Origin of the sequence: Rhodoblastus sp. (assembly GCF_052145335.1) — a bacterium.
Taxonomy (GTDB): domain Bacteria; phylum Pseudomonadota; class Alphaproteobacteria; order Rhizobiales; family Beijerinckiaceae; genus Rhodoblastus.
Genome location: NZ_JBKQOU010000334.1, coordinates 1 through 2,863, shown reverse-complemented (window position 1 = coordinate 2,863; position 2,863 = coordinate 1). Strand labels below are relative to the sequence as shown.

Annotated in this window: 3 protein-coding genes; 2 read left to right on the top strand and 1 reads right to left on the bottom strand. The window is 58.4% G+C overall.

The genetic code is table 11. The annotated features are described in order from the left end of the window. A partial coding sequence (locus ACLP2E_RS20485) for a transglutaminase-like domain-containing protein (protein WP_442466956.1) occupies positions 1-372 on the top strand: 372 nt, incomplete at its 5' end. Positions 373-454: 82 nt separating this feature from the next. Continuing rightward, a complete protein-coding gene (locus ACLP2E_RS20480) occupies positions 455-1,276 on the top strand; it encodes a transglutaminase-like domain-containing protein (protein WP_442466955.1) in 822 nt (273 codons plus the stop codon). A 967-nt stretch (positions 1,277-2,243) separates the two neighbouring features. Here ACLP2E_RS20480 and ACLP2E_RS20475 read toward each other — a convergent pair. Further along, a partial coding sequence (locus ACLP2E_RS20475) for an SDR family NAD(P)-dependent oxidoreductase (protein WP_442466954.1) occupies positions 2,244-2,863 on the bottom strand: 620 nt, incomplete at its 5' end.

Below are 2,863 nucleotides of genomic sequence, written 5' to 3'. Positions count from 1 at the left end.
ACATGCCGCGATTTCGCGACCTTGATGATGGAGGCGGCGCGCGCCTTGGGATTCGCAGCCCGCTTTGTCTCGGGTTATATCTATGTGCCGGACCGCGATGTCGGAGAGCGCCATCTCGGCGGCGGCTCGACGCATGCTTGGTGCCAGATTTATCTGCCCGGCGCCGGCTGGGTGGAATTCGATCCGACCAACGGCATTGTCGGCAGTCGGGATCTCGTTCGCGTCGCGGTGGCGAGAGAGGCTCACCAGGCCATTCCCCTCCACGGATCCTATTTCGGAGAATCCGGGGACGCCGAGGGAATGGAGGTCTCCGTCCATGTTCGGCAACTTCCGGAAAAGGCGCTCTGGCCGCGCAAAATCCGACGGGCGTGAGATCAGAAAAGTTTCAAGCGACGGGTAGTTTCGTTCGTCCGGGACAAGGCGCCGTCACGGCTCAAACACGAGGATTGGAAAAGTGCTCATCAAGGCGGGCTTTGACATCGCATTTCAGTGTCCGGCGCAGACGCCGATGCTGCTTCAGCTCAACATCCATCCATCCCGCGACGCGGACCTGCTTTCGCCGGATGTCATCAACTCCGATCCGCGTCTTCCGATGCGCGCCTATGTCGATCATTTCGGCAATCGCGTTACGCGCGTTGACGTACCGCCCGGACTTGTTACATTCAGCAACAGCTTCACCATCCATGACTCGGGCGAACCGGACGAAACGCCGCCCGATACGGATTTGACGCCGATCGCCGGTCTCCCAGACGAAGTGTTGCTGTATCTCGTTTCAAGCCGTTATTGCGACAGCGACAAACTCGCCGATTTCGCCTGGTCGATGTTTGGAGGTATCGCAGGCGGTTACGCGCGCGTACGAGCGATTGCCGATTTTGTTCATTCGAAAATCCGCTTCAGTTACCCAGACGCCCGACCCACGCGTTGCGCCAGCGATTCGGTCCAGGAGGGCATTGGCGTATGCCGCGACTTCGCCCATCTTGCCATCGCGCTTTGCCGCTGCATGAACATTCCCGCGCGCTATTGCACCGGCTATCTCGGCGATATCGGCGTGCCGGTAGACGTCAATCCCATGGATTTCAGCGGCTGGTCCGAGGTCTATCTCGATGGGCGGTGGTACACGATGGACGCGCGCCACAATCATCCGCGTATCGGCCGCATCGTCATGGGACGCGGTCGCGACGCGGCGGACGTGCCGCTCTCGACGGCGTTTGGCGTCGCCAATCTCATGCGCTTCGACGTGGTGACGGACGAGCAAGCGACCGTTCGCACTGCATAGGGCAGGAGTCTTGATTTCTGACGCGAGAAAGGTCGGCTTTCGCTGAAAACGCCGATTGCTTTGTCCGATGTCAGATTTCCGCTCCTGGCGCATCCTTGCCCTTGCGCCTTCGACCGCTTTTCCTCATGGACCGGTCCTTCGGTCCAAGATTCCCGCCCAATCGTGCGCCAACAGCTCCACTGTTCTTTCGCTCATTTGCGCCACAACCACGTCGAGCAACATCAGCTGCCAAACCGCCAGAGCGGTGCATAATTGCGACTAGCGCCGGCCTTGGCGATGGATCTGGCCTCAATTCACCTTTTCCTCTTCTCACGCCTTGATGCTGAGAGTTAGTTCCCTGTTCGAGCGTCTAAAATTCCCTGATCGCGCGATTTTTGTGCCGGGCCTGGTCTGCGTCATTCTTATCTTCTCGACATTGTTTGCGACGACATAGCGGTTTGGTTCTATCGGGAAACGCTGGACTGATTGAAGGGTTGACGTCGACGAGACCAGGAAATCGCGACCATACCGCCGCGCAAGCGCGTTTCCGCACGTGAGTAGATTCCGTCTCTCGTCGGGGCGGGACTGCGACGTGCATTATTGCGACCGGGCCTGGGGCAGGAGCCGTTGATGATCTGGAAGCGCAACAAGGGAATTTGGGGACGGCTAAAAGGCGGCGTCAATTGGCGCCGGCGCCGTCCCACGGATGACGCGGTCGGGAACGTCGTGCGCTTTGACAAGATTGACGTGCTGGCGCCTCTGGAAGGCCAAGGCGATGGCCTTTACCTCGCGGATGCGGGCGACGTCGCGAAACAGCGCGCCGCGTTTTCACAACACATAAGCTGTTAGCCAGGTTTTGCGCATATTCTTCGCAATCGGAAGCGAGTCCGGAATTAAATAACCACTCCGACCGAAGAAAGGCTGCAACCATATCAATGTGATGTCACCGGCAGAGCCTTCACCGATATGCGCCTTCCGTCGATCTGCACTACATGAATCTATCTGCGCCCCCGGAGGCGTCGATCGTATCCCCGGTCACGAAACCATTCCTATTGGACGCAAGAAACGCTGCGATCGCGGCAATCTCGCGAGGCGAGCCCGCCCTGCCAATGGGGGTAAGCTCTGCGGATATCATTGCGAGCACTTGGCTGTCCGACAAACTTGCAAGTTCTGGGCGAGCTCGGCGGATAGCAGGAACCATGTTGTTGGCCCAATTTTCCGTCTCAATGGCGCCACATCCGATTGCGTTTACAAGAATGCCGTCAGCCGCGACTTCGAGCGCCAAAGACTTCGTAAAATTGTTGATCGCCGCGCTGAGTACATGAGAGATGAATAGCTTGGGATTCGGATACGTGCCTCCGATTGAAGACATGTTGACTATTCGCCCCCAACGCCGCGCGCGCATGACGGGGATGGCCGCCTTGCAAAGTCTGCGCATCGCTGAAAGTTTGATGTCCGTCATCTCCGTCCAATCGTGTTCGGAGGATTCCATCAAACCACCCGCGTGAGCGCGGCCCGCGTTGTTCACCAAAATATCGAGCCGTCCGAATTGAGAAACGGTTTGATCGACAATGGACTGCGGCGCATCGGGTGACGCGACATCCGCAA